The organism is Pseudomonas cavernae (genome assembly GCF_003595175.1).
Taxonomy (GTDB): Bacteria; Pseudomonadota; Gammaproteobacteria; order Pseudomonadales; family Pseudomonadaceae; genus Aquipseudomonas; species Aquipseudomonas cavernae.
In genome coordinates this window covers 2806027-2828259 of sequence record NZ_CP032419.1, presented here as the reverse complement: position 1 = coordinate 2828259, position 22233 = coordinate 2806027, and the positions used below count along the sequence as shown (strand labels likewise).

Annotated in this window: 17 protein-coding genes and 4 tRNA genes; 8 read left to right on the top strand and 13 right to left on the bottom strand. The window is 65.0% G+C overall.

Features of this window, described 5'->3' with window-relative positions:
- Positions 1 to 204: 204 nt before the first annotated feature.
- Entirely contained in the window at positions 205 to 1143 is a 939-nt protein-coding gene (locus D3880_RS12920; protein ID WP_119893854.1) for a choline ABC transporter substrate-binding protein, read from the bottom strand.
- A 276-nt stretch (positions 1144 to 1419) separates the two neighbouring features.
- Between D3880_RS12920 and D3880_RS12915 the strand changes: the two genes are divergently transcribed.
- Positions 1420 to 2796: an L-serine ammonia-lyase gene (locus D3880_RS12915; protein ID WP_119893853.1), complete on the top strand. Its 1377-nt coding sequence runs from the start codon at positions 1420 to 1422 to the stop codon at positions 2794 to 2796.
- Between the two features lie 405 nt (positions 2797 to 3201).
- Positions 3202 to 4305 carry a choline metabolism transcriptional regulator GbdR gene (gene gbdR, locus D3880_RS12910; protein ID WP_119893852.1) on the top strand — a complete coding sequence of 368 codons (1104 nt, stop codon included), beginning with the start codon at positions 3202 to 3204 and terminating at the stop codon, positions 4303 to 4305.
- Between the two features lie 379 nt (positions 4306 to 4684).
- Here the strand turns inward: gbdR and gbcA are convergent, their stop codons facing one another.
- Entirely contained in the window at positions 4685 to 5977 is a 1293-nt protein-coding gene (gbcA, locus tag D3880_RS12905) for a glycine-betaine demethylase subunit GbcA (RefSeq protein ID WP_119893851.1), read from the bottom strand.
- Between the two features lie 358 nt (positions 5978 to 6335).
- On the opposite strand from gbcA, the gene gbcB reads away from it, so the two are divergent.
- Both gbcB and D3880_RS12895 read left to right on the top strand, forming a co-directional pair.
- The gene (gene gbcB / locus D3880_RS12900; RefSeq protein ID WP_119893850.1) at positions 6336 to 7436 is read left to right on the top strand and encodes a glycine-betaine demethylase subunit GbcB; all 1101 of its coding nucleotides are present in this window, start codon (positions 6336 to 6338) and stop codon (positions 7434 to 7436) included.
- 154 nt (positions 7437 to 7590) lie between these two features.
- Positions 7591 to 8025: a CBS domain-containing protein gene (locus tag D3880_RS12895; protein ID WP_119893849.1), complete on the top strand. Its 435-nt coding sequence runs from the start codon at positions 7591 to 7593 to the stop codon at positions 8023 to 8025.
- Between the two features lie 310 nt (positions 8026 to 8335).
- On the opposite strand, the gene D3880_RS12890 is transcribed toward D3880_RS12895, so the two are convergent.
- The 9 genes from D3880_RS12890 to D3880_RS12845 form a co-directional block, all read right to left on the bottom strand.
- The gene (locus tag D3880_RS12890) at positions 8336 to 8581 is read right to left on the bottom strand and encodes a hypothetical protein (RefSeq protein ID WP_119893848.1); all 246 of its coding nucleotides are present in this window, start codon (positions 8579 to 8581) and stop codon (positions 8336 to 8338) included.
- Between the two features lie 32 nt (positions 8582 to 8613).
- Entirely contained in the window at positions 8614 to 9387 is a 774-nt protein-coding gene (etfB, locus tag D3880_RS12885) for an electron transfer flavoprotein subunit beta (RefSeq protein WP_119893847.1), read from the bottom strand.
- Between the two features lie 89 nt (positions 9388 to 9476).
- A complete protein-coding gene (etfA, locus tag D3880_RS12880) occupies positions 9477 to 10700 on the bottom strand; it encodes an electron transfer flavoprotein subunit alpha (protein WP_119893846.1) in 1224 nt (407 codons plus the stop codon).
- A gap of 150 nt (positions 10701 to 10850) precedes the next feature.
- Positions 10851 to 12839 (bottom strand): dimethylglycine demethylation protein DgcB, encoded by a 1989-nt coding sequence (dgcB, locus tag D3880_RS12875; RefSeq protein ID WP_119893845.1) that lies wholly within the window; start codon positions 12837 to 12839, stop codon positions 10851 to 10853.
- 154 nt (positions 12840 to 12993) lie between these two features.
- Positions 12994 to 15054: a dimethylglycine demethylation protein DgcA gene (gene dgcA, locus D3880_RS12865; protein WP_119893843.1), complete on the bottom strand. Its 2061-nt coding sequence runs from the start codon at positions 15052 to 15054 to the stop codon at positions 12994 to 12996.
- Positions 15055 to 15069: 15 nt separating this feature from the next.
- A complete protein-coding gene (locus D3880_RS12860; RefSeq protein WP_119893842.1) occupies positions 15070 to 15600 on the bottom strand; it encodes a DUF5943 domain-containing protein in 531 nt (176 codons plus the stop codon).
- Between the two features lie 214 nt (positions 15601 to 15814).
- On the bottom strand, positions 15815 to 16792 hold the full coding sequence (locus D3880_RS12855; RefSeq protein WP_119893841.1) for a dipeptidase: 978 nt from the start codon (positions 16790 to 16792) through the stop codon (positions 15815 to 15817).
- 211 nt (positions 16793 to 17003) lie between these two features.
- Positions 17004 to 17666, bottom strand: coding sequence for a glutathione S-transferase family protein (locus D3880_RS12850; RefSeq protein WP_119893840.1), 663 nt, complete (start codon positions 17664 to 17666; stop codon positions 17004 to 17006).
- A 53-nt stretch (positions 17667 to 17719) separates the two neighbouring features.
- On the bottom strand, positions 17720 to 18487 hold the full coding sequence (locus D3880_RS12845) for a hypothetical protein (RefSeq protein ID WP_119893839.1): 768 nt from the start codon (positions 18485 to 18487) through the stop codon (positions 17720 to 17722).
- Between the two features lie 230 nt (positions 18488 to 18717).
- Between D3880_RS12845 and D3880_RS12840 the strand changes: the two genes are divergently transcribed.
- The 4 genes from D3880_RS12840 (at position 18718) to D3880_RS12825 (ending at position 19125) form a co-directional block, all read left to right on the top strand.
- A tRNA-Glu gene (locus D3880_RS12840) sits at positions 18718 to 18793 on the top strand.
- Between the two features lie 37 nt (positions 18794 to 18830).
- Positions 18831 to 18906, top strand: a tRNA-Gly gene (locus tag D3880_RS12835).
- 30 nt (positions 18907 to 18936) lie between these two features.
- Positions 18937 to 19012 (top strand) — tRNA-Glu (locus tag D3880_RS12830).
- Between the two features lie 37 nt (positions 19013 to 19049).
- Positions 19050 to 19125 (top strand) — tRNA-Gly (locus D3880_RS12825).
- Positions 19126 to 19224: 99 nt separating this feature from the next.
- Here the strand turns inward: D3880_RS12825 and D3880_RS12820 are convergent.
- Entirely contained in the window at positions 19225 to 19635 is a 411-nt protein-coding gene (locus D3880_RS12820) for a PA2817 family protein (protein ID WP_119893838.1), read from the bottom strand.
- A 72-nt stretch (positions 19636 to 19707) separates the two neighbouring features.
- Positions 19708 to 22155 carry an acyl-CoA dehydrogenase gene (locus D3880_RS12815; protein ID WP_119893837.1) on the bottom strand — a complete coding sequence of 816 codons (2448 nt, stop codon included), beginning with the start codon at positions 22153 to 22155 and terminating at the stop codon, positions 19708 to 19710.
- Between the last annotated feature and the right edge of the window lie 78 nt (positions 22156 to 22233).

The window sequence follows — 22233 nt, the reverse complement described above, 5'->3', positions numbered from 1 at the left end:
GCGTGCCTTCATGCGAGGAGAAGGCTGCCGCTTATGGGTTCTTCGGTCTGGAGCGGTGGGCTCTCAGTCTGCCGGCCCACGGGAACCGGCAGCGACGAATCGGGTGACCCAACGATAAAGCCTTGGGGACTTGGCAATTGTCGGTTTGCGACCTTCATATGTTGGGCGGCGACATGCCATTCATTTATCGCTGAATGCGCCGTATTACGGTGCTTTCGCCTGCATCAGACCCTGCGGAATCGGGCTGCCGTCGCGCAGGGTGACGCCCTGCAGCCAGCTGGCCAGGGTGTCGGGATTGGCTTTCAGCCAGGCCTTGGCCTCGCGGCGGCGGTTGGTGCTCTGATTAAGTATGGCCGCCATTAGATGATTCTCCATGGTCAGGCTGAAGCGCAGGTTTTTCAACAGTTGGCCAAGGTTCGGGCACTCCTCGGCCAAGCCTTTTCTGACATTGGTGTAGACGGTCGCGCCACCGTAATTGGGGCCGAAATAGGCATCGCCGCCTTCCAGGTAGCGCATCTTTATCTGGTTGTTCATCGGGTGCGGTTCCCAGCCGAGGAACACCACCCATTGCTTGAGGTGTTCGGCGCGCTTGACCTGGTAGAGCATGCCGCTCTCGCTGGACTCCACCAGCTTGAAACCATCGAGGCCGAAGGCCTTGTCGCGGATCATCCTCTGGATCAGCTTGTTGCCGTCGTTGCCCGGTTCGATGCCGTAGATCCGGCCGTCCAGTTGCTGTTTGAACCGGGCCAGGTCGGCGAAGCTCTTCAGGCCGCCGTCGTAGGCCGCCTGGTTCACCGCCAGGGTGTATTTGGCGCCTTCGAGGTTGGCGCCCAGGGTCTGCACCGAGCCGTTCTTCAGGTAGGGGCGGATGTCGTTTTCCATGCTGGGCATCCAGTTGCCGAGGAACACGTCGACATTATTTTCCTGCATGGCCTTGTAAGTGTCGGGCACCGACAGGCGCCTGACCTTGGTGACATAGCCGAGCTCGCTGAGCACATAGCGGGTGACGGCGGTGGTGACGGTGATGTCGGTCCAGCCGACATCGGCGAAACGCACGGCGGAGCAGGTTTCCGGGTCCGCGGCCTGGGCCAGCAGCGGGGCGTACAGGGCGGCCGCGATCAAGCAGGATTTAACTGGAGTCATGGGCGAATCCATCGCAGGGTCAGGAGGGTTTTTGCCGGTCCCGCTTGGCTAGACAGACTGCTGCAGGCCTGCGCGCCGGGCGCCCGGATGATGGCGGCAGCGGTGGGAAGCTGACTATGAAACAGGTCGTAACCAGGATGCTGCTGTCGTATTCGACATAAAAGCTTGCCGCGGCGGGCGACGTGTTTGGATACGAGCGGGTCGGTGTGGGGCGGCGCCGGCGCGGGGAAATGCCGATGATGGGGCGTGACTGACTCACCCGTTCTGGAGATCCACGTGGCTATCAGTGTGTTCGACCTGTTCAAGATCGGTATCGGCCCATCCAGCTCGCATACCGTCGGCCCGATGCGCGCCGCGGCGCTGTTTGTCACTGCCTTGGGCGAGCGGCGCTTGCTCGAGCGGGTGCGGCGCATCGAGGTACGCCTGTATGGCTCGCTGTCCGCCACCGGCGTCGGCCACGGCACCGATCGTGCGGTGATCATGGGCCTGATGGGCGAATGGCCGAATCGCATCGACCCTGGGCAGATCGCCCCGCGCATCGCCGCCCTGCTGGAAAGCGGTCAATTACAGCTGGACGGCCGCCTGCCGGTGGCCTTCGACTGGCAGCGTGACATGCGTCTGCTGGAGGAGAACCTGCCCTATCACCCCAACGCCATGACCCTGGTGGCGGAAGGCGCGGAAGGGGAGTTGCACCGCGACACCTATTACTCGGTGGGTGGCGGCTTTGTGGTGGATGCCGAGCAGGCCGCCACCGGCCAACTGGACCAGGATCACACGCCGCTGCCCTACGACTTCGCCAGCGCCGAAGAACTGCTGCAACTGTGCAAGCGCCACCGGTTGCGGGTGGCCGAGCTGATGCTGGCCAACGAAAAGGCCTGGCGCAGCGAGGCCCAGATCCGCAGCGGCCTGCTGCGGCTGTGGGAGGCCATGCGCGAATGCGTGGACAACGGCCTCAAGCACGAAGGCATCCTGCCCGGCGGGCTGAACGTGCGGCGGCGCGCCGCCAAGCTGCACCGTAGCCTGCAGGAGCTGGGCAAGCCCAACGTGATCGGCTCGACCATGAGCGCCATGGAGTGGGTCAACCTGTTCGCCCTGGCGGTGAACGAGGAGAACGCCGCCGGTGGGCGCATGGTCACCGCCCCCACCAACGGCGCGGCGGGGATCATCCCGGCGGTGTTGCACTACTACATGCGCTTCAACCCGGAGGCGAGCGAGGACGACGTGGTGAATTTCTTCCTCGGCGCCGCGGCGGTAGGCATCCTGTGCAAGAAGAACGCCTCGATCTCCGGCGCCGAAGTGGGCTGCCAGGGCGAAGTGGGCTCGGCCTGCGCGATGGCCGCGGCGGGGCTGGCGGAGGTGCTGGGGGCGACCCCGGAGCAGTTGGAGAACGCGGCGGAGATCGGCCTTGAGCACAACCTGGGACTGACCTGCGACCCGGTGGGCGGGCTGGTGCAGGTGCCGTGCATCGAGCGCAACGCGATCGCCGCGGTGAAGGCGATCAACGCGGCGCAGATGGCCCTGCGCGGTGACGGTGAGCACTTCATCTCGCTGGACCGGGTGATCCGCACCATGCGCGACACCGGCGCCGACATGCACGACAAGTACAAGGAAACCTCGCGCGGCGGCCTGGCCGTCAGCGCCATCGAGTGCTGAACCGCTTTTGCCCAACCCGGACGACGCTGCCAGCTTTGGGTGCGCGTTGCCGGGTGGGGTAGGTAACAGTCGGGAGCGGAGGTTTGGCGACCGCACCGTTCGTCCGTTACCGACAGCGCATTTCCTTCCGTAGCGGGGTGACGCGCACTGTGCCCTAGCGTGCTACCGGAATCCCCATGCACCAGCGCCGAGGCGCCTGGTGGTCGCAAATAGAACCTTCCTGTCGCTAGTGCCTAGACCCATGCAGCGGGCACTGGATGGCTATTATGAGTTTTATATTGAACGATCATTCAACTTAGGCATGACCTTTGCCTTAGCTATTGGCATCCGTCTGGGGAATGTCGTTCCAGACCATAATAATAAGCCTCGTATGAGGTTCCACCGTGCCTAGCGTGAGGGTGTGCAATGTCTGCGTTCAACCAAGGGGCTCAGGCCCAGAGCCGCGTTCCTCAATCCATCGGCTTCCTGCTGCTGGACAACTTCACCCTGATTTCCCTGGCTTCGGCGGTGGAACCGCTGCGCATGGCCAACCATCTTTCCGGCCGTGAGCTCTACCGCTGGTTCACCCTCAGCCAGGACGGCCGCGCGATCAGCGCCAGCGACGGCCTGCAGATCACCCCCGACGCCGGCCTGGCCGACACGCCGGCGCTGGATGCAGTGATCGTCTGCGGCGGTGTGGACATCCAGCACAGCGTCAGCCGCGAGCATGTGCAGTGGCTGCAGGCGCAGGGCCGCCAGGGCCGCCAGTTGGGCGGGGTGTGCACCGGCAGCTGGGCGCTGGCCAAGGCCGGCCTACTCGACGGCTACGAGTGCAGCGTGCATTGGGAGTGTCTGGCGGCCATGCAGGAGGCTTACCCGCGGGCGGCCGTCACCACCCGGCTGTTCTCCATCGATCGTACCCGCAGCACCGCCTCCGGCGGCACCGCGCCGATGGACATGATGCTGCACCTGATTGCCCGCGAGCACGGTCGCGAACTGGCGGCGGCGATCTCCGAGATGTTCATCTACGAACGCATCCGCAACGAGCAGGACCACCAGCGCGTACCGCTCAAGCACATGCTCGGCACCAACCAGCCGAAGCTGCAGGAAATCGTCGCCTTGATGGAGGCCAATCTCGAGGAGCCCATCGATCTCGACGAGTTGGCCTGCTACGTCGACGTCTCGCGCCGCCAGCTCGAGCGCCTGTTCCAGAAGTACCTGCACTGCTCGCCGTCGCGTTACTACCTGAAGCTGCGGCTGATCCGCGCCCGTCAACTGCTCAAGCAGACGGCGCTGTCGATCATCGAGGTGGCCTCGGTCTGCGGCTTCGTCTCCACCCCGCACTTCTCCAAGTGCTACCGCGAGTATTTCGGCATTCCACCGCGTGACGAGCGCGCCGGGCAGCATTCGGCGAACGTCGTAGCCCTGGTGCCGATGGCGGAAGAGCTGATGCGGCCGTCGTCGTCCTCGGCCATGGCGGCGCTCAGCCGGGCGCAGGGCGAATCGAGTTTTGCCAGCGTGCGTCTGTAGCGGCCGCTGCGCGCTCCTGGCGTCTACCCGGCTCAGGCGCCGGCGCTGGAGTGCATCGGTAGGATGGGTTGAGCGCAGCGATACCCATCGGCGCCGGTTCGTTGGGTATCGCTGCGCTCAACCCAACCTACGGTACGGCGTAGTCCGGCAGTGATCGCCTGCCAGTGAGTTCCTACAAAGCGCTACTACACGCAGCCGGGACATGGCCAAAAAAAGCCCCCGCCAGGGCCGTTGACCTGGAAGGGGCGAGGGGTGGTCCTTGCGGGACCTCAGTGTGTGACGTTGGAGCGCGGCGGGATGCGCCAGGCCGTCAGCCCGTAGAGGGTCAGCAGGATGACGACGCACAGGTTCAGGGACATGGCCGGCGCTCCCGATTCCGTTACTCGGCGCCGACCTGGCGCAGCCGGGTGGCCGGGGTATCGCCGAGGTTGTTGAGCAGGCGCTCGCTGTACCAGTCGAGGAAGTTGATCACGCCGAACTCGTAGGTCTTCGAGTAGGGCCCCGGCTGGTAGGCGCTGGAGTTGATGCCACGCTGGTTTTCCTCGGCGAGGCGACGGTCCTGGTCGTTGGTGGCGTCCCAGACTTCACGCAGGCGCGCGACGTCGTAGTCGACGCCTTCCACCGCGTCCTTGTGGACCAGCCATTTGGTGGTGACCATGGTTTCCTGCGCGCTGATCGGCCATACGGTGAAGACGATCAGGTGGTCGCCCATGCAGTGGTTCCAGGAGTGCGGCAGGTGCAGGATGCGCATCGAGCCGAGGTCCGGGTTCTGGATGCGGCCCATGAGCTTCTTGCTGCCCGGCTGGCCATCCATGGTCATGGACACGGTGCCCTTGAGCAGCGGCATGCGCACGATGCGGTTGCGCAGGCCGAAGCTGGCGTGGGCGTAGGGGATCTTCTCGGCTTCCCAGGCGCTGGTGCAGGCAGCCACCTGGTCCTTGAAGTCCTGGCTGGCGCGCGGGTCGGTGACGTCGTCCCATTCCAGCAGGGTCTTCAGCAGCTCGGGGTGCGAGCCGTTGCAGTGGTAGCACTCGCGGTTGTTCTCGAGCACCAGCTTCCAGTTGGCCTTTTCCATCAAGGTGGTCTGTACCGCCACCTTGGTGTTCTCCATGTCGTACGGCTCCATGTAGTGCGCCAGGGTGGCGAGGAAGTCGTCGATGGCCGGCGGATGCTCGGCGAGGCTGATGAAGATGTAGCCGCCGGCGGTCTTCACCTTGACCGGCTTCAGGCTGTAATCCTTGAGGTCGAAGTCGGCGCCCATTTCGGTGCCGGCGAACAGCAGGCGGCCATCCAGTTCGTAGGTCCACTGGTGGTAGGGGCAGACCAGCTTGGCGACCTTGCCCTTGTCGCTGACGCACAGGCGCGAACCGCGGTGGCGGCAGACGTTGTGGAAGGCGTGGATCTGCCCTTCGGCGCCGCGCAGGACGATGATCGGGTTGGCGCCGATCTGCAGGGTCAGGTAGTTGCCCTTGGCCGGGATCTCGCAGGTCATGCCGGCGATCAGCCATTCCTTGTGGAAGATCTCCTGCATGTCGATCTGGAACAGACGCTCGTCGCTGTAGAACGGCTGCGGCAAGGAGAAGCTGGGATCGCGCTCGCGGAGCATCGCTGCGGTGGCCTTGCGTGCCGGCTCCAGCGGGTCGCCCAGACTCAGGTTGGTAGTGACGTCCATCGGTAACTCCTCATTGGCTGGTCGCAGTGGCGACCGCCGCAAAATGGCTGATCGGTTTGCTACGCAAGGCGGCGCATATGGCCCCAGTTCCGCCTGCCGAGTGGCGACCGCGAGTACGGCTGAGGGCGGGTGCGCTCTTGAACCTTATGTTCGGCTGGAGTCGAGTTTGGCCGGGAGGGACGGGCCGACCTTATCCGGGGGCGACATGGGAACATCCGTTTCCGACGCGCCAGGGCCGATGGTTGCTGGCAGGTCGCGATAAGCATGTGGATGTCGCAGGCGGATAAATAGGCGGTTTTTGCGTTACGCACAATCCGTCGCAAGAGGCCGATATCCGGCTGTGCGCGGAGCTCCGTCCATGACCAACAACTTCCTCAATCCAGTGACCACCCAGACCTGGACCAACGGCCGTCACCTGGTGCGCTGCGTCAAGGCTATCCAGGAAACCTGGGACGTGCGCACCTTCTGCTTCATGGCCGATCAGCCAATGGTGTTCTTCTTCAAACCCGGGCAGTTCGTCACCCTGGAACTGGAGATCGACGGCCAGCCGCTCATGCGCTCCTACACCATCTCCAGCTCGCCCTCGGTGCCCTACAGCTTCTCGCTGACCATCAAGCGCGTACCGGGCGGCAAGGTCTCCAACTGGCTGCACGACAACCTCAGGGAAGGCGACGTGCTGCCGGTGCACGGCCCGGTCGGCCTGTTCAACGCCATCGACTTCCCGGCGGACAAGGTGCTGTTCCTCTCCGGCGGCGTCGGCATCACCCCGGTGATGTCCATGGCGCGCTGGTTCTTCGATACCAACGGCGCTGTCGACATGGTCTTCGTACACAGCGCCCGCGCGCCGAAGGACATCATCTATCACCGCGAACTGCGCCACATGGCCTCGCGCATCGACAACTTCAAGCTGCACCTGATCTGCGAGAAATACGATATTGGCGAGACCTGGTCCGGCTACCGCGGCTACCTGAACCAGGTGATGCTGCAGTTGATCGCGGCGGACTTCATGGAACGGGAAATCTTCTGTTGCGGCCCGACCCCCTACATGAGCGCGATCAGGCGCTTGCTGGAAGCCTATGGCTTCGACATGCGGCGCTACCACGAGGAAGCCTTCGGTCCGACCCCGCCGGCAATCCGCGAGGAGGTGCGCGAGCACGCCGCCGAGGCCGCCGAAGCGGCAGAGCTGCCGGCCGGCGAGCTGAGCCTGGTGGATTTCACCAGCACCGGCAAAAGCATCCGCGTCGCCCCCGGCGAAACCGTCCACGCCGCCGCCGCCAAGCTTGGCTTGCACATTCCCAAGGCCTGCGGCATGGGCATCTGCGGCACCTGCAAGGTGTTGAAGACCGCCGGCGAGGTGGCGATGGAGCACAACGGCGGCATCACCGACGAGGACCTCGCCGAAGGCTATATCCTCTCCTGCTGCAGCGTGCCGCGCGGCGACGTGGCCATCGACTACTGAGCGCCTGCTCACGCGCGCCGAGCCGGGCGTACTTGGCGGCGCTTAGGTTGCCGTTTTGGCCGGCGCAGTTGGGTGATCGATCGCATGACCGATGGGCGCGCGTGCGAGCGCTCAAGCTCAGCTACAAGAAAGACCAACCGCGAGGAGCCCGCGCATGAAAACAGTCGCCGAGATTCTCAGAGCCAAGCCGCACGTCAATATCTACCGCGCCAGCCCTACGACCACGGTGCTCGAAGCGGCCAGCCTGATGGCCGACAAAGACATCGGCGCGCTGCTGGTGATGGAAGGCGAGCAACTGCTGGGGATAGTCACCGAACGCGACTATGTGCGGCGGGTGACGGCGCTGGAGCGTTCCGCCTATGCCACCAGTGTCGAGGAGGTCATGACCTCCGAGTTGTTCGTCGTCGGCCCGCGTGACAGCAATCAATACTGCATGCAGCTGATGACCGAGAAAAAGCTGCGCCATTTGCCGGTAGTCGAAAACGGCAAGCTGATCGGCCTACTGTCCATCCGCGATCTGGTCCGGGACATCACCGCCGAGCAGGAAAGCCTGATCCAGCACCTGGAGCATTACATTCGCGGCGAATAGCGGCGCGCCGTGGATGCCCGCGGGCACGCCAGCGTCCCGGCCCTGACCGGGTGGAGCATGCAAAGGGGCGCGGCCCTTGCGGTTTCTAGCTTCCGTACGAAAACTACCTTCGCTCGGCGACTTGTCCTACAGAACCTGGCGCTAGTGGCTTGTTGGGTTAATTCGATTAGTCAATTTCGACGCCTGAAGCCCTGGTACTGCGTTGCCGCCTCGCCATAGCGGACTATGACTCGTCGCAGCGCCTTGTTTCAGAGCCTCAGTCATCCGAACTTGAGGTAACCAACTAACCGCACCGGCTACTAGGCCCGGCTCATTGGGGAACCAGGGCCGGCAGCAGGGTGCGGGAAATCGCTTCGCGCACGGTCGGCAGCAGGGTGGCGCTACCGCCGAGCAGTTCTTCGACCAGCCGGCGCAAGGCGACCGCCCGCTCCGGGCTGAGGCCGCGCACGGCGTGTTCGCAGGCCTGTTCGGCGCTGACGCCAGGCGGGATGCTGAGCCCCAGCGCCACCAGGCGCTCGCGGAAGTCTTCCTGGTCGATCAGATCGGCATGCATCATCGCCTGTTTCCTCCGGTATCGGTGCCGCGCGGTCAGCGCAGCACACCTTCATCCAGCAGCAGTTTGAAAATAGCCTCGGCACCCGCTTGCGGCGAGACATCCTTGAGGACCTGGCCACCGCCGCCAGAGGCTTTCGCGGTGGCCGCCTTCATCCGTTCGGCGCCGGTCTTGGCCTTGATCACCTTGAGTCGTTTCGGCCTGGGGCGGGCTGGCTGCAGTTGCGCTTCGCCAAGCAGGGCGTCCGCCACCAGGGCCACCTCCTGCGCCTTGAGCAGACCGCGCCGGGCGGGGCCGAAGGCGCTTTGCCGGGCGGCTGGCGCAGCGTTGTCGACACTGGCGAGGAACGGCAGGCGTACGCGCAGACGGCGGCGCTGGCCACGGGGCAGGGCCTGCAGCACCTGGGCCACGCCATTCTCCACGCTTTCCACCTCGGCCAGCCCGACCACCAGCGGCCAGCCCAGCTGTTCCGCCAGCAGGAAGGGCAGCATGCCGGAGCCTTCGCCGGTTTCCGCCTGGCTGCCGGTCAGCACCAGCTGCGCACCGGCGTCACGCAGGTACTCGGTGAGCACCGGCAGGGCATCGGCGTGCTTCGGCTGTTCGAGCACGGCGATTTCCGCCAGGCCCATGCCCAGGTAGGCACGCAGCGCTTCATCCGCAGGGTCGCCGGCATGCAGCACCTGCAGGCGTTCACCCGCCAGGCGCAGGCCCAGCTCGACGGCGCGGGCATCCTGCTCGGCCCGGCGGGCGCGGCCCGAGGTCGGGTGGGCGCCGATGGAAACCAGGGTGATGATGTTCAGCTCAGCCATGGAACGACTCCCGTAGGGTGGATGCCGCTTTTTGCATCCACCGGTGCCGAGGTGTGGTGGATCGATGAAGCGCGATCCACCCTAGGTATCTATGCCGCATTGCGGGCTGCTCCCTGGCGATGGGCGGCGACCCGTTCGATCAGCGCCTGAAGGATCGCGGCGGAGTCGCCAATCACCGACAGGTCGGCGCGTTTGATCATGTCGCAGCCGGGGTCGCTATTCACCGCCACCACCTTGTCGCAGGCGCCGATGCCCTGCAGGTGCTGGATGGCGCCGGAAATGCCGACCGCCAGGTAGACTCGTGCGGTGACCCAGGTGCCGGTGGCGCCGACCTGGCGGTTGCGCGGCATATGGCCATCGTCCACCGCCACGCGCGAGGCGCCTTCGGTGGCGCCGAGGGCTGCGGCGGCCTGGTGGAACTGAGCCCAGTCCTGCACGCCGTTGCCGCCGGAGAGGATGAACTCGGCCTCGGCCATGGGGATGGCCGCCGGGTCCACGGCCACCGGGCCGAGGTCGTCGATGCGCGGCAGGCTGTGGGCGATCTTGTCGTGGAGCTCCAACGGGCGTGCTTCATGGCGGGTCTCGCTGACCGGCTCGGCGCACTCGGGCGCGGCCAGGATCAGCCGTGGCACGGCGCGGGCCAGGTCTTCGCGACCGGCGCCGGCGCGACCTATGCAGCGGCCATCGGCCACTTGCCAGACGCGGGTCGCCGGGCGTTCGCCGAGCTTGGCGGCCAGTCGGCGGCCCAGCTCGCCGCCGCCGCTGCGGCTGTCCGGCAGCAGCCAGTGGCGCGGCGCCAGCTGGCTTTCCACCGCGCTCAGGGCGAGGACCCGTTGTTCCGGCGCGTAGCCGTCGAAGGCGGCGCCGTCGATGCGCAACAGGCGGTCGACGCCGGCGCTAGCGAAGGCGCTTTCCTTGTCCTCGCCGAAGATCACCGCGACCACCGCGCCGTCGCTGCCGGCCAGCTGGTTGGCCAGGCCGAGCAGGTCCTTGTCGTGGCTGCTCAGGCGGCCACCGACCATGTCCGGCACCACCACGATGTGGAAGGCCGGCTGCTCGATCACGTGCAGCGGCAACTGCACCACGTCGCTGGTGCTCGAACGCCTCTGGCTGCCGCCCTGCTGGGCGCCGCTGCGGTCGATGCGCTTCAGGCCGTTGGGGCCGATGAAGCCGATGCCGTGGGGGTTCTTGCGGATGATGCCGTGGGGGCCCATCCAGCTGGTTTCAGCCTTCTGCAAGGACGCGTGCAGCGGGTGCAGGCGGTTGCGGGCGATCCACTCGGCGCGCGGGTCGCGGCGGATGATGTCGCTCATCTCAGGGTCTCCAGGGCGGAACTGAGCATGCCCTCTCCCCCTTGGGGGAGAGGGCTAGGGAGAGGGGGTGACAGGCGACTGGCCCTCTCCCCCAGCCCCTCTCCCGCAAGCGGGAGAGGGGAGGCAAGCAAGCGCGGAGCGGTCTTCATATCACGCCACCTCCATGGCAGCTTTAGCCGCCGACGACTTTTTTGCCTCCACCGGCACCTCGATCAGCACGTCCGCCACCAGTTCGGCGATGTCCTTGATCTCCGGACGCGGCGCGACCACGCCTTCGAGCATGGCGGTGCACTGCGGGCAACCGACGGCCACCAGTTCGGCACCGGTTTCCTTGATGTCGACCATGCGCATGTCGGGAATCCGCTGCTTGCCGGGGATGTCGGTGATCGGCGCGCCGCCGCCACCGCCGCAGCAGCGCGAGCGGAAGCCGGAACGCTCCATCTCCCGCACCTCGATACCGATGGCCTTGAGCACATTGCGCGGCGCCTCGTACTCGCCGTTGTAGCGGCCCAGGTAGCAGGGGTCGTGATAGGTCACGCTGCCGCCCTTGTGTTGGCCCAGGTTGAGGGCATTGCCCTGCACCAGTTCGTTGATGAAGGTGCTGTGGTGCAGCACCTCGTAGTTGCCGCCTAGGGCGCCGTATTCGTTTTTTAGCACGTGGAAGCTGTGCGGGTCGCAGGACACGATCTTCTTGAAGCGGTACTGGTTCAGCGTGGCGATATTGCGTTTTGCAAGCTGCTGGAAGGTCGCCTCGTCACCGAGCCGGCGGGCCACGTCGCCGCTGTCGCGTTCTTCCAGGCCGAGTACGGCGAAGTCGACATTGGCGGCCTTCAGCACTTTGACGAAGGCGCGCAGGGTGCGCTGGTTGCGCATGTCGAAGGCACCGTCGCCGACCCAGAACAGCACGTCGGCCTGCTGCTTCTCGCTCATCAGCGGCAGGTTCAGGTCCGCCGCCCAGTTCAGCCGGCCGCCTGGGGCGAAGCCACCGGGGTTATCGGTGGCGATCAGGTTCTCCAGCACCTCGGCACCCTTGTTCGGCGTGGCGCCTTTTTCCAGGGTCAGGTGGCGGCGCATGTCGACGATGGCGTCGACGTGCTCGATCATCATTGGGCACTCCTCGACGCAGGCGCGGCAGGTGGTGCAGGACCAGAGGGTTTCGGCATCCACCAGGGCCTTGCCGTTGAGGGAGACGATCGGCTGGTGCGGGCCGCCGCTGTGTTCGCCGAGCGGGATGCCCATGCCGTCCAATGAAGGATACGGGCTGCCGGCGAACCTGGCGTCGTTGCCACCGGCCAGGCCGATGACCATGTCCTGGATCAGTTTCTTCGGGTTCAGCGGCTGGCCGGCGGCGAAGGCCGGGCAGGCCGCCTCGCACTTGCCGCATTGTACGCAGGCGTCGAAACCGAGCAGCTGGTTCCAGGTGAAGTCGCTGGGCTTCTCCACCCCAAGCGGGGTGTTCGGGTCTTCAAGATCCAGTGCCTTGAGGCCGGTGGAACGGCCGCCGCCCCCGTCTTTTCTGGAGAACCGCTCGGCGCGGCGGTGCCAGGCCAGGTGCAGGGCGCCGGCGAAGGCGTGCTTCATCGGCCCGCCCCAGGTCATGCCGAAGAACAGCTCGGACACGCCCCAGGCCACGCCGACCGCGAGGATGGCGGCAAGCAGCCAGCCGCCAAAGCCTTCCGGCAGGATGCCGGCCACCGGCAGGGTGGCGATGAAGAAGCTCGCGGCGAACATCAGCAGGCTCTTCGGCAGGCGCATCCACGGGCCCTTGGACAGCCGCGCCGGCGGGTTGCGCCGACGCTTGGCGACGAACAGGGCGCCGACGAACATCAGCACCGTGGCCGCCAGCAGGGCGAAGCCGAGGATCCGGCTGTGCAGGCCGAAACCGTGCACGACGACGGCCAGCAGGGCCGACAGCACGAAGCCGCCGGCGGTGGCGACGTGGGTCCTGGACATGTACTTGTCGCGCTCGACCACATGGTGCAGGTCCACCAGGTAGCGGCGCGGCATGGCTAGCAGGCCGCCGAGCCAGTCGACCTTGGCCGGCCGGCCGCGGCGCCACATGAAGAAGCGCTTCGCGGCGCCGAGCACGGCCAGTGCCAGGGCGGCGAAGAGCAGGATCGGCAGCAGGGTATTCAACATCTTGTGGTCTCCTCAGCGGGACCGCACAGGGTGATTGCGATCGTTCCCACGCTCTGCGTGGGAACGCCTCACTGGACGCTCCGCGTCCGCTTCTGTGACGCCGAGCGTCACGGGCTGCGTGCCCACGCGGAGCGTGGGAACGATCAGGCAGGCGTCAGAAGTCCTTGCACAGCCGCAGGGCGTCGTAGATCGCCGCATGGGTGTTGCGCTGGGCCACGCAGTCGCCGATGCGGAACAGCAGGTAGCCGTCGCCGGCCTCCGACAGGCACGGCTGCGGCTTGATCGCGAACAGCGCCTCTACATCGATCTGGCCCTTGTTGCGCGAACCCTGCTTGAGCGCGTAGTACAGGCCCTCGTCCGGGCGCACGCCGTTCTCGATCACCACCTGGTCGACCACGCGTTCTTCCTTGGCGCCGGTGTATTCGTTCTCCAGCACCGCCACCAGCTTGTCGCCTTCGCGATAGACCTTTTCCAGCATCAGGTCGCCGGTCATGATCACTTCTTTCGGGTACATGCTGCGGTAATAGGTGGGGAACGAGGTGCCGCCGATGGCCACGCCCGGCTTGATATCGTCGGTGACGATCTCCACCTGGCTGCCCTTGTCGGCGAGGAAGTCGGCCACCGACATGCCGGTGAACTCGCAGATGGTGTCGTAGACCAGCACGTTCTTGCCGGGGGCGACCTTGCCGTCGAGCACGTCCCAGCTGCTCACCACCAGCCCCTCGGCCGCGCCCCAGTGCTCGTTCTGCTCGAGGAAGGGATGGCCGCCGTTGGCCAGCACGATGATGTCCGGGCGCAAGTCGAGGAGGGTGTCCGGGTCCGCTGCGGTGCCCAGGCGCAGGTCGATGCCCAGGCGAGCGATCTCCAGCTGGTACCAGCGGGTGATGCCGGCGATCTGGTCGCGCTGCGGCGCCTTGGAGGCCGTGGTGATCTGGCCGCCGAGCTGGTCCTTCTTCTCGAACAGGGTCACGTCGTGGCCGCGTTCGGCCGCGACTCGTGCAGCCTCCATCCCGGCCGGGCCGCCACCGACGATCACCACCTTGCGCTTCTGGCCTGTGGTCTTCTCGATGATGTGCGGCACGCCCATGTATTCGCGGGAGGTGGCGGCGTTCTGGATGCACAACACGTCCAGGCCCTGGTACTGGCGGTCGATACAGTAGTTGGCGCCGACGCACTGCTTGATCTGGTCGACCTGGCCCATCTTGATCTTGGCGATCAGGTGCGGGTCGGCGATGTGCGCGCGGGTCATGCCGACCATGTCCACGTAGCCGCCTTCGAGGATGCGCGTGGCCTGGTTCGGGTCCTTGATGTTCTGTGCGTGCAGCACCGGGATGTTGACCACTTCCTTGATGCCGGCCGCCAAGTGCAGGAAGGGCTCCGGCGGGAAGCTCATGTTCGGGATGACGTTGGCCAAGGTGTTGTGGGTGTCGCAACCGGAGCCGACGACACCGAGGAAGTCGAGCATGCCGGTGTCGCTGTAGTACTTGGCGATCTGCTTCATGTCCTCGTGGGACAGGCCGTCCGGGTGGAACTCGTCACCGCAGATGCGCATGCCGACGCAGAAGTCGTCGCCGACTTCCTTGCGCACGGCCTTGAGCACTTCCAGGCCGAACTTCATGCGGCCCTCGAAGCTGCCGCCCCATTCGTCGGTGCGCTTGTTGACTCGCGGCGACCAGAACTGGTCGATCATGTGCTGGTGCACGGCGGACAGCTCGACGCCGTCCAGCCCGCCTTCCTTGGCGCGGCGCGCGGCCTGGGCGTAGTTGCCGATCACCCGCCAGATCTCCTCGATCTCGATGGTCTTGCAGGTGGCGCGGTGCACGGGCTCGCGCACGCCGGAGGGCGACATCAGGGTCGGCCAGTTGAAGCCGTCCCAGCGCGAGCGGCGGCCCATGTGGGTAATCTGGATCATGATCTTGGCGCCATGCTTGTGCATGGCGTCGGCCAGGTTCTGGAAGTGCGGGATGATGCGGTCGGTGGACAGGTTCACCGAGCTCCACCACTCTTGCGGGCTGTCGATGGCGACCACCGAGGAGCCGCCGCAGATGGCCAGGCCGATGCCGCCCTTGGCCTTCTCCTCGTAGTACTTCACATAGCGCTCGGTGGTCATGCCGCCGTCGGTGGCGTAGACCTCGGCGTGGGCGGTGCTGAGCACACGGTTGCGGATGGTCAGCTTGCCGATCTGGATCGGCTGGAACATTGCCTCGAAAGCCATGGTGGGTGCTCCGCCTTACAGAGGTTTAACGATGAACAGGCCGTCGTCGTGGCCTTCTTCCGAACCGCCGTGGACCTGCTCGGCGACGGTGCGGATCGCGCTGCCCTTGGCGGCGAGGATCTGGTCCATGGCGCCGGCGAACCAGCCGGTGAACATGTAGTCGACCTTGCGGCCGACCTTGCCGTAGACGTAGACGAAGGCCGAGTGCTTCAGGCGCACGCTGGCGGTGCCCTTGTCGAGGTCGATGGCCTCGATCTCGAACAGGCCCCAGCCGCGTTGCGACAGGCGCTTCATGTAGTGCTCGAACACTTCGACGCCGACCAGACCGTGGCATTCGGCTTCCTTCTCGCACCAGTGCCAGGCGGACTTGTAGCCGGCCTTGTAGAGGATCTCGGCATAGGCCTCGGCGCCCAGCACTTCCTCGATGCCGATGTGGTTGTTGACGAAGAAATGCCGCGGCACATAGAGCATCGGCAGGGCGTCGCTGGTCCAGACGCCGGTTTCGCTGTCGACTTCGATGGGCAGTTCGGGGGCGTGTTTGGCCATGTTGTTCAAGCTCCGGAATTCGATTCTGCTAGTGGCGCTGGCGCTGGCGCTGGCGCTGGCGTGGCGTCCGTCGGTTGGTGCTGAGCTTGCGAAGCCCAACAACCGGCTCGCAGAGCCGGCCAGCGGCGTTATCGGTGAAATCGTGGGGGCGCGTTGCGCTCCGTGTTGGGCTTCGCTTCGCTCAGCGCCAACCTACGTCGAGTGAGTGGGGCGGTTACTCGCCCCAGACGTCCTTGAGCACGCGCACCCAGTTCTCGCCCATCACCTTGCGCACGGTGCGCTCGGGCATGCCGCGCTTGAGCAGGGTTTCGGTGAGGTTGGGAAATTCGCCGACGGTGCGGATGCCCAGCGGATTGACGATCTTGCCGAAGTTGGTCAGGCGGCGGGCGTAACCCTTGTCGTGGGTCAGCCACTCGAAGAAGTCCTGGCCGTGGCCTTGGGTGAAGTCGGTGCCGATGCCGATGGCATCCTCGCCAACGATGTTCATCACGTACTCGATGGCTTCGGCGTAGTCGTCGATGGTCGAGTCGATGCCCTTGGCGAGGAAGGGCGCGAACATGGTCACGCCGACGAAGCCGCCGTGGTCGGCGATGAACTTCAGCTCTTCATCGGACTTGTTGCGCGGGTGCTCTTTCAGGCCGGACGGCAGGCAGTGCGAGTAGCACACCGGCCTCGATGATTCGAGGATGACCTCTTCCGAGGTCTTCGAGCCGACGTGGGACAGGTCGCACATGATGCCGACGCGGTTCATCTCGGCGACGATCTCGCGGCCGAAGCCGGACAGCCCGCCGTCGCGCTCGTAGCAGCCGGTGCCGACCAGGTTCTGGGTGTTGTAGCACATCTGCACGATGCCCACGCCGAGCTGCTTGAACACCTCGACGTAGCCGATCTGGTCCTCGAACGCATGGGCGTTCTGGAAGCCGAAGAGGATGCCGGTCTTGCCCTGTTCCTTGGCCTTGCGGATGTCGGCGGTGGTGCGCACCGGGATCACCAGGTCGCTGTTGTCGCGGATCAGCTTCTGGCTGGCGGCGATGTTGTTCACCGTGGCCTGGAAGCCTTCCCACACGGACACCGTGCAGTTGGCCGCGGTCAGGCCGCCCTTGCGCATGTCCTCGAAGAGTTCACGGTTCCACTTGGCGATGATCAGACCGTCGATGACGATGCTGTCGGCGTGCAGTTCGGCTGGGCTCATCAGGCTGTCCCCTGTTATCCATGCGCCGAATCGTCTGCCGGCGCTTTGGGGGGAGCATATCCCCGGGGGATTCGCCGCTATCGCGCAAAAACGACCGGGGTATTGCCGAAAGCGTCAAGCCTGAGTCGTGAATGGGCCGGCCGGGGGAAACCCGCCCAGTTAACCACTTGGTTGGCTGGCATGGGGCGGGGTTTCGGGATCAGTACAGCGCTCAGGCCTTGCCGGTCATCTTGGCCAGCATCTTCTGCTCGCCCGGAATTACCGCCTGTACCGAGGCGCGTGCCGTGATCCGGGCATAGTGCGCGGCCAGTGCCGGCCAACGCTGGGCGTCGAGCTGTTCGTCGCCGTGCTGCATGTTGATCAACTGACAGACGACAGCCAGATCGGCGATGCTCAGGGCGTCGCCGACAAAGTATTCGGCGTTGCCCAGGGTCTTTTCCAGGTAGTCGAAGTGCGGCGGCAGCTTGTCGTGGAGGGCGGCCTGTACCGCGGTCTCATCACATGGCTGGCCCATGCTCGGCTTCAGCGCGCGATTGCGGAACACGGTGAAGGTGGCCAAGGGCGCCAACTCGTAGTCGGCATACTTCTCTAGCCAGCGCACCTGGGCGCGCTGTTCGGCGCCTTGGCCATACAGCGGCATGCGCTCGCTGTGTTTGTCCTCCAGGTATTGGCAGATCACGCTGGAGTCGGCGAGGGTGAAGTCGCCGTCGCGCAAGGCCGGAATACGCCCCTGCGGGCTGATCGCGCGGAATCCTGCCGAGCGGTCGCCGGGCATGACCATCTCGAGCTGGTAGTCGAGGCCCTTTTCCGCGAGGCAGAGGCGCAGTTTGCGGACGAAAGGGGAAAGCGGGGCACCGTAGACGGTCAGGCTCATGTGCAGGTCCTTATTTTTATTGAGGGCTTCGGGATGTGACTGGCGCACGGCTCTCAGTCATAGATCTGCTTCTTCTTCCAGCCGTCATCGTCCAGGGACTTGAGACCGTCGGTGAGTTCGCTCGATTCATCCTCCAGCGGCTTGATGGTGTCCAGCACCATCGAGTTGGCCCGGGCCAGCTGCATTTCCAGCTGTTTCAGCGCGGCTTGATAAGGGCTTGGATCGTTCTGTTTGCGCAGGTACTGCACGCCACGCTCAAAGGCCAGCCGCGCCTGGCCCGGCTGGTTCTGCTGCAGGGCCTGCTGGCCGAGGTTAGTGAACAGTTCGATGTTGGTATGCACCAGCATTTGCTGGATTTCCTTGGCCCAGTGTTTGGCGTCCAGCGCTTGCAGGGTGCCTTCCTTGCTGGCACGGCCGATCTGGCCATGCAGGTTTTCCAACAGGTAGCGGATGTCTTTGGCCTTGGCCTCGGTGAGGACTTTCTGCGGAGGGTTGGCGACTGCAATGGATTCGCCTTGGCCGACCAGGTAGCGCAATTCTTCGATGCGGACCTTGAGAGCCGTGTTGTGCTTGTCCAGCGGTAGCAGGCGTTCATTGCTTTGCAGTTGCAGGTGGGCCAGCAGCAGTTTGAGGGCGGGGGACATGAACTGGCCGGGGAGCGTCTCGGCAATCTCTCGACAGCGCCGTACGCGGTCGCTGAGGTCGGCTTTCAGCCGGGCTTTCTCCAGCTTATTGTTCTCGACCATATGATTGATGTAACCAATGGCGATCAGGATGGCGATGCCGCCTACGATCAGTAGGGTAATTACGAGTGGAGACACCGTTACACCTCTCGAATGTTGTTTTTCGCCCGAGTGTAGTGCCTTAGCTTTCAAGCTCATAGCGGAAGGTCCATTTCGACCCAGAAGTCTTTGATTTTGAAAAAAAATTGTTTGAGGGTTGACGGGTTGTTAAAGCCTTCATAGAATGCGCGCCACTTTCAGCGCTAAGCCAAACGGCAAAACCTGAAAGCCGGAAATAGGCGTCATAGCTGTTGTAAGTTCCGGGCTACGTCCCCTTCGTCTAGTGGCCTAGGACACCGCCCTTTCACGGCGGTAACAGGGGTTCGAGTCCCCTAGGGGACGCCATTTTCAGTTGTACCCAGTTGTATTACCAAGTTGTATCGCGGGAATAGCTCAGTTGGTAGAGCACGACCTTGCCAAGGTCGGGGTCGCGAGTTCGAGTCTCGTTTCCCGCTCCAATTTACCAAGCAATGCCGGTTGCGTTGTTTGTCCCCTTCGTCTAGTGGCCTAGGACACCGCCCTTTCACGGCGGTAACAGGGGTTCGAGTCCCCTAGGGGACGCCATTTTCAGTTGTACCCAGTTGTATTACCAAGCTGTATTGCGGGAATAGCTCAGTTGGTAGAGCACGACCTTGCCAAGGTCGGGGTCGCGAGTTCGAGTCTCGTTTCCCGCTCCAAATACACAAAAACGCCGCTCACTGAGCGGCGTTTTTGTTTCTGCCTCCCGGCAGAAATGCCCAAGGCCCGCCGGTGATGCCGTGCGGGCCTTTTTGTCGTCAGTGCTTGCTGCTTTCCGGCGGCAGGGCCAGCAACTGCTTTTCCTGGTTCCAGTCGAACGGCTCGCCATTCTGCTCGGCTTCATAGCGACGTTCGTCGAGGCGCTGGAACAGTTCGATCTCTTCATCGGGCATGAAGTGCAGGCAGTCGCCGCCGAAGAACCACAGCAGGTCGCGCGGTACTAGATGGGCGATCTGCGGGTAACGGTGGAACACCTGGCTGATCAGGTCCTGGCCCAGGTACAGGCTGCCCTCGGGATCGTCCGGCAGGCTGCCGAGCAGTTCGTCGAAGCGTTCGAGGAACAGGGCGTGGGTGTCGTCCGATACTTGCTCGGCTTCACCGAGGGCGACCAGGATGCCGCGCAGGTGCTGGAGCAGGGCCAGGTGGTGGTCGAGGTAGGCTGAGGCCATGGCGGTGATCCTGATAGCAAAACGGGCGCGGGAGTATAAAACGCCCGGCGCCCGCTGTCCTCTTGACCCGCCTCAGCGGACCCGACCACGGCTGAGCTTCAGTTCTTCTGGAGCGAAATCGTCTACGTCGATCACCTTGCGCCTAGCCTGTTCCGCCACCCGCAGGCTTTGTGCTTCTTCGGCCTGCAGCACGCCGGCGGCCAGCGCTGCGTCCAGCACCTGTTGCCCGGGCGCCGGCCGCAATTGCCCGGATTTCAACGCGTGCTCCAGCTTTTTCTCCGCAGATTGGCTGGCGAGCGCCAGGTCCCGCGCGTGCTGGAGCGCGCCGACCGGGTCGTCTTCGCCTTGCGGGCGATAGCAGCCGGCGAGCAGCGCTTCCAATGCGGGATCACCGCTATGGCGGCCGAGGATGGCGGCGATTTCCGCGTCCAGTCGGTCCGATGGCCCCTTATGGCGCCGCCCGAAGGGGAGCACTAGCAGCCGCAGCAGACAGCCGAGCAGGTGGTTGGGGAAGTTGTGCAGCAACTCGTCCAGGGCTTGTTCGGCCTGGCCGAGGCTTTCTTCCAAGGCCCACTGCAGCGGGGCGCGCAGGTACTCGGGGCTGTCCAGATCGTGGTAGCGCTTGAGCGCGGCGGAGGCCAGATAGAGGTGGCTGAGTACGTCGCCGAGGCGCGCCGACAGCCGTTCGCGGCGCTTCAGTTCGCCGCCGAGCAGCAGCATGCTGAAGTCGGCGAGTAGGGCGAAGGCCGCCGCCAGGCGGTTGAGCGCGCGGAAATAGGGGCGGCTGATGCGGTCGCCGGGCACTTCGGCGAAACCGCCGAAAGTCAGGCCGAGGATCAGGCTGCTGGCGGCGTTGCCGACGGCGAAGCCGATGTGCTGCATCAGCAGTTCGTCGAATTCCAACAGCGCCTGCTTGCGGTCTTCACGGCTGGCCAGGGCCATTTCCTTGAGCACGTAGGGATGGCAGCGAATCGCCCCCTGGCCGAAGATCATCAGGTTGCGCGAGAGGATGTTGGCGCCTTCGACGGTGATGGAAATCGGTGCGGCTTGCCAGGTGCGGCCCAGGTAGTTGTTCGGGCCCATGATGATGCCCTTGCCGCCGTGCACGTCCATGGCGTGGCCGATGCACTCGCGGCCGCGCTCGGTCAGGTGGTACTTGAGGATGGCCGAGAGCACCGAGGGCTTCTCGCCGAGGTCGACGGCGCTGGCGGTGAGGATGCGTGCGCAATCCATCAGCCAGGTGTTGCCGCCGATGCGCGCCAGCGCCTCCTGAATGCCCTCGAAGGCCGCCAGCGGCACATTGAACTGCTCACGGATCTGCGTGTACTGGCCGGTGACCAGGCAGGCGAATTTGGCAGTGCCGGTGCCGCCGGCCGGCAGGGAGATGGAGCGGCCGACCGACAGGCAGTTCATCAGCATCATCCAGCCCTTGCCGAGCATGGGCTGGCCGCCGATCAGATAGTCCAGCGGGATGAACACGTCCTTGCCGGAATTCGGCCCGTTCATGAAGGCGGCGCCGAGCGGCAGATGACGGCGGCCGATTTCCACCCCGGGCGTGTCGGTGGGGATCAGCGCCAGGCTGATGCCGAGTTCTTCCTCCGCGCCGAGCAGGTGCTCGGGGTCGTAGGCCTTGAAGGCCAGGCCGAGCAGGGTGGCGACCGGGCCGAGGGTGATGTAGCGCTTCTCCCAGGTCAGGCGCAAGCCGACGACTTCCTCGCCCTGCCACTGGCCCTTGCAGACAATGCCGGTATCCGGCATGGCGCCGGCGTCGGAGCCGGCCAGCGGGCCGGTGAGGGCGAAGCAGGGGATATCCTCGCCACGGGCCAGGCGTGGCAGGTAGTGGTTGCGCTGTGCTGCGGTGCCGTAGTGCAGCAGCAATTCGCCCGGGCCGAGGGAGTTGGGCACCATCACGGTGGAGGCGAGGTCGCCGCAGCGGCTCGCCAGTTTCATCGCCACCTGCGAGTGGGCGTAGGCGGAAAAACCCTTGCCGCCGTATTCCTTGGGAATGATCAGGGCGAAGAAGCCGTGTTGCTTGATGTGCTGCCAGGCCTGGTCCGGTAGGTCGAGCTGTTGGCCGACTTGCCAGTCGCTGACCATGGCGCAGAGCGCTTCGGTGGGGCCGTCGAGGAAGGCCTGTTCCTCTTCGCTCAATTGCGCTTTTGGGTAGTTCAGCAGCTTGTCCCAGTCCGGGCGGCCGCTGAACAACTCACCGTCCCACCAGACGGTGCCGGCCTCGATGGCTTCGCGCTCGGTGTCCGACATGGGCGGCAGCACCCTGGCGAACCAGGCGAACAGCGGCGCGCTGAGCAGCTTGCGGCGCAGCTCCGGAAACAGCAGCGGCAGCGCCACGGCGAGCCACAGCAGGCCAAGCAAGGCCAGCAGCCAGCCTGGTATTTGGCGCAGCACCAGCATGGCGAGCAAATAGGCCGCGACCACGGCGAGGGCGGGCAGGGGGGCGATACGGCGGTGGGCCAGGAAGGCCACGCCCAGGAGCAGAACCAATAACCACAGGACAAGCATGCGCAATCCCCCTGAGGACGATAAGCCTTGCGGCGTTCGCCTTGAGCTTAGTCGCCAGAGGTGGGGCAGGTTGGCGCC

What these genes read in the sequence shown, in the direction of transcription:
- gbcB (WP_119893850.1), top strand. Translation starts at nt 6,336, where the DNA reads ATGACCAACAACTTCCTCAATCCAGTGACCACCCAGACCTGGACCAAC.
- D3880_RS12850 (WP_119893840.1), bottom strand. Translation starts at nt 17,666, where the DNA reads ATGAGCCTGACCGTCTACGGTGCCCCGCTTTCCCCTTTCGTCCGCAAA.
- D3880_RS12920 (WP_119893854.1), bottom strand. Translation starts at nt 1,143, where the DNA reads ATGACTCCAGTTAAATCCTGCTTGATCGCGGCCGCCCTGTACGCCCCG.
- etfB (WP_119893847.1), bottom strand. Translation starts at nt 9,387, where the DNA reads ATGGCTGAGCTGAACATCATCACCCTGGTTTCCATCGGCGCCCACCCG.
- etfA (WP_119893846.1), bottom strand. Translation starts at nt 10,700, where the DNA reads ATGAGCGACATCATCCGCCGCGACCCGCGCGCCGAGTGGATCGCCCGC.
- D3880_RS12895 (WP_119893849.1), top strand. Translation starts at nt 7,591, where the DNA reads ATGAAAACAGTCGCCGAGATTCTCAGAGCCAAGCCGCACGTCAATATC.
- D3880_RS12855 (WP_119893841.1), bottom strand. Translation starts at nt 16,792, where the DNA reads ATGAGCCCAGCCGAACTGCACGCCGACAGCATCGTCATCGACGGTCTG.
- gbcA (WP_119893851.1), bottom strand. Translation starts at nt 5,977, where the DNA reads ATGGACGTCACTACCAACCTGAGTCTGGGCGACCCGCTGGAGCCGGCA.
- dgcB (WP_119893845.1), bottom strand. Translation starts at nt 12,839, where the DNA reads ATGTTGAATACCCTGCTGCCGATCCTGCTCTTCGCCGCCCTGGCACTG.
- D3880_RS12890 (WP_119893848.1), bottom strand. Translation starts at nt 8,581, where the DNA reads ATGATGCATGCCGATCTGATCGACCAGGAAGACTTCCGCGAGCGCCTG.
- dgcA (WP_119893843.1), bottom strand. Translation starts at nt 15,054, where the DNA reads ATGGCTTTCGAGGCAATGTTCCAGCCGATCCAGATCGGCAAGCTGACC.
- D3880_RS12860 (WP_119893842.1), bottom strand. Translation starts at nt 15,600, where the DNA reads ATGGCCAAACACGCCCCCGAACTGCCCATCGAAGTCGACAGCGAAACC.
- D3880_RS12815 (WP_119893837.1), bottom strand. Translation starts at nt 22,155, where the DNA reads ATGCTTGTCCTGTGGTTATTGGTTCTGCTCCTGGGCGTGGCCTTCCTG.
- gbdR (WP_119893852.1), top strand. Translation starts at nt 3,202, where the DNA reads ATGTCTGCGTTCAACCAAGGGGCTCAGGCCCAGAGCCGCGTTCCTCAA.
- D3880_RS12820 (WP_119893838.1), bottom strand. Translation starts at nt 19,635, where the DNA reads ATGGCCTCAGCCTACCTCGACCACCACCTGGCCCTGCTCCAGCACCTG.